The sequence below is a fragment of the Tetragenococcus muriaticus DSM 15685 genome (assembly GCF_000423785.1).
GTDB classification, from domain to species: Bacteria; Bacillota; Bacilli; order Lactobacillales; family Enterococcaceae; genus Tetragenococcus; species Tetragenococcus muriaticus.
Map to the genome: position 1 here is coordinate 1 of NZ_AUIQ01000094.1, position 3,617 is coordinate 3,617.

Here is a 3,617-nt window from a genome sequence, read left to right on the forward strand (position 1 = left end):
GTCTACTGAAATCAAGGTATTAATGGGAATAACAGCCTAAGATATTTGGAGTTCAGAGAGGGCGCGTTTGATTTTCAAACTTCGCAACAGAACCAAAAGCCGTAACCCCAAATTGAGTTACGACTTTATGATTAATTTTTTCTTGGATAAGTTAAACGAATTAAACTACTATTCATTGCTGGAATTAAGAAGACTAGTATAACCAGACCACTAATTACCCCAACAGCAACTTGTGTCAAGGTCAGAACTCCTGCTGGAATTAAGGCAGCAAATGTTCCCCCTAGGATAATTGCAGCTGAAATTACCACCGTTCCAATAATTCCTGCTGATTTAACAATTCGATCTCCAGCATCCTCGTTATCAAATTCACGGTACTTCATCATCAAGAAGATACTGTAATCTACTCCAAGGGCAACCAACATTACAAAGGTGAAGAAAGGTACATTCCATCCTAATAGATTTTCCCCAAGGAATGTACTACTAATAAAGCGTGTAATTCCTAGTCCACCTACGTATGCTAGTAGCAATGAAGCAATGATATAGAATGGTTGTAAGATAGAGCGCGTTACTAACATCAATGCAAGTGTAATGCCAACTAACATAATTACTGCACTACGTAAGAAATCTTGATTAGCAATACTTGATTTATCAGAAGTTTCAGAAGTCTGACCGCCAATCGAAACGGAAGCTTTCTTCAATGAGGTTCCCTTGATATTGTTGTTAATCATCGTTTGCAGACTTTCAACTTTTTTAATCGACTTAGCAGTTAATGGATCTGAATCTAAGACCACCGTGATCTTAGCGGCCTTTTTATTTGAAGATAAGTAGACATCTTCTGAATCTTTAAATGTATCACTTTCTAACACTGCTTTAGGCACAAATAATGTGTTAGATGCAGATGAATCTTGAAGTTCTTTCAAGTAATTATTGGATTCAGATAGCCCGTCATTTAGTTTACCAACGCTGCCACCAGCGGTTGCCATTTTTTGTTGTTGTTCCTTAAGTTCATTTCCAAGAGTTTGAGCATCATTACCGATTGCTTGGGTATAAGTGGCAATTGCTTGAAGGCGAGTTTGCATTGAACTTACTGAAGCCATTTCTTGGCTAGCTGCTCCAGAAAGAATCGTCATTTGTGTTTGTGATAATGGTTGACCAGCCGCTGCCATCTTTTGTTGTAAGGCCGTCATCAATTGTTGACCACTTACAGAGCTACCACTAGTTGATTGGATACTCTTCAACTCTTGCCCAATTAAGGTCGCCTTAGCACCGATATCTTCAAGTTGACTAGCATCAAAATCTCCACCAGTTAAACCTTTTTGAAGTTCTTTTAAGCCCGCTTGAGCCTTGCTTGTTTGGGAAGTCAACGTCTTCAATTGATCATTAACATAAAGCTGATCTAACTTATCGCCACCTGGTTGAGTAACTGATGCAACCGTCTTGATTCCATCAATACCTTTAATTTGGTTGGTTAAGTTATCAATAACTCTTAAATCACTTTCATTATCAAGCTTGTGACTGCTCTTGATATAGATGGTAGTAGGTTCCGCTGTTCCTTTGCTAAAGTGCTTTTGCACCGTCTTAAATCCTTGCTTAGCAGAATAATTAGCTGGTAGTTCAACGACTGTATCATAATTAAGTTTATTGTTATAAGTTAACAGCATTGGAATTGCTAAAATTACGATGATGCCTAAAGCAATCAATGGATTTTTAGCTGAGTGTCCTGAAAGCCAATCCCACAACTTACTGTGATTTGATTCTTTTGAATTATGACTAGGCCAGAATACCTTATTCCCGAGTAGTGACATAAAGAAGGGGTTAACGGTCAATAATGCTAGTAGTAAAATAGCAACCCCAATTCCAACCCCCGTTGCCGAACGGTAAATGGAAAACTTAGCCAATGCTAAAGTCAAGAATCCTAATAGAACGGTACTTCCTGAATAAAGAATCGTTTTCCCTGCCACCTTAAGTGAATGCTTCGTGGCAGTTTCTTTATCCATCCCCTCAATCAAATCATTCTTGAATTGGTTATAGAGTAAGATATTGTAATCCGTCCCGATTCCAAACATAACAACGACCATGAAAACTTGGGTAAAGTTTGAAATCGTAAATCCTGCATATTTAGCTAAATTCATCACTGCTGATAAAGCGACGATGAAAGATAGTCCAACAGTTCCTAAAGAAATTAAAGGAACAATTGGGGAACGGAAGACTAGAATTAGCACAATCAAAATGAAGACGATGGCAATAACTTCAGTCTTTTTAAGACCCTCTTCAATGGCTACCGAGAAATCATCATTTAAGATATCACTACCAGTTACGTAAGTTTTCACTCCGCTCGTCTTAACTTCTTTAACCAGCTTTTGATTCATCTTCCGCACTGAATCCCGCTTACCTACATCTAGTTGCACTATCTGGGTTGATTTATCTTTTGAAATTAATTGCTTCTTAGTTGCCTCACTATCGTTAGGAGCAGTAACTCCTTTAATATCATACTTAGATTTATTATCTTTGATTTTATCAATAGTGTCATTAATACGATCTTTTTGCTTATGGGTTAAGGCTTGGTCACCATTATTAAAGACCAAAACGACCTGGCGCGTATTGCTAATTTTGTGGCCCCAATCTTTTTGGATGGTTTTAGCAACTTGGCTTTTAGCCGTATCCGGAATTTTGGTTTGACCTTTTTCAGCTACTAAGCTAGAAATATTAGGTAACATTACGATTCCTAAAATCAAAACGATAATCCAAGTCACAAACTTGGCAATGTTTTGTTTGATATACTTACTCATACTCTTCTCTCCTATCTATAATTAATCAATTCACTCTTCTCTTAATGCTTATTTCCCTAGTAACTCATCAACATATTCCATCGCTTCTCTCTTAGACAATGGATGATTTTCGATGAAAATCCACTTAAGTACCAACAAAATCGTATTACTATAATGCTTTGCTACTAATTCTAGTGGTACTTTCGAAGTTTGATTTTTTAGATCTTGCTTTAAAATCGTAATAGCCTCGTTTTTAAAGTACTCATAAATGCTGCTCACAATCGAACTATTATTAGCATTATGCTTTGCTAATTGAGTTAATAGTTCCCGATGCTGATCCATGGCCTCAAAGATTTGACCCAATATATATTCTTGAAGATTTTCGTCAGCAACGTCATGATACTGCTCAATATTGCTTTCTTCTTTGAATAATAACCAACAATAATTCAATAAATCTTTTTTATCTTCAAAATAGTTATAGAAAGTTGCCCGCGGAAAATTACTAATCTTACAAATTTCATTAATGCTAATATCGTCATACGATTTTTCCGCTAGTAGCTTATACATCGCATCCGAAAATGCTCTTAAAGTTCTTTGCGCTCCTTTGGTTGATTTTTTCGTCAAATCATATTTCATTTATTCCCTCCAAAAATGTTTTTCTCTATAAACTATTCTATCTCCACATATTTATTTTTACAACAGTTTAAATTTAGACATGTGTAAAAATGCATTTCCATACAAAAAAAGTTACGATGGTTCTGTTGCAAAGTTTTCCCAAAAATCTATTTTAGTGTAAAATTGAGAAAAAAGACAGAGAGGACAGAGTAATGAATCATTTTAAAGGCAAAC

Annotated in this window: 2 protein-coding genes; both read right to left on the reverse strand. The window is 36.1% G+C overall.

Annotated features, from left to right (window positions below; all coding sequences use genetic code 11):
- Window positions 1–131: 131 nt before the first annotated feature.
- Window positions 132–2,789, reverse strand: a complete 2,658-nt coding sequence (locus G577_RS0110140; RefSeq protein ID WP_014123535.1) for an MMPL family transporter — start codon at window positions 2,787–2,789, stop codon at window positions 132–134.
- Between the two features lie 48 nt (window positions 2,790–2,837).
- Window positions 2,838–3,404 carry a TetR/AcrR family transcriptional regulator gene (locus G577_RS0110145; RefSeq protein WP_014123534.1) on the reverse strand — a complete coding sequence of 189 codons (567 nt, stop codon included), beginning with the start codon at window positions 3,402–3,404 and terminating at the stop codon, window positions 2,838–2,840.
- Window positions 3,405–3,617: the final 213 nt, after the last annotated feature.

Coding starts and splice junctions, on each gene's coding strand:
- G577_RS0110140 (WP_014123535.1), bottom strand. CDS start 2,789: ATGAGTAAGTATATCAAACAAAACATTGCCAAGTTTGTGACTTGGATT.
- G577_RS0110145 (WP_014123534.1), bottom strand. CDS start 3,404: ATGAAATATGATTTGACGAAAAAATCAACCAAAGGAGCGCAAAGAACT.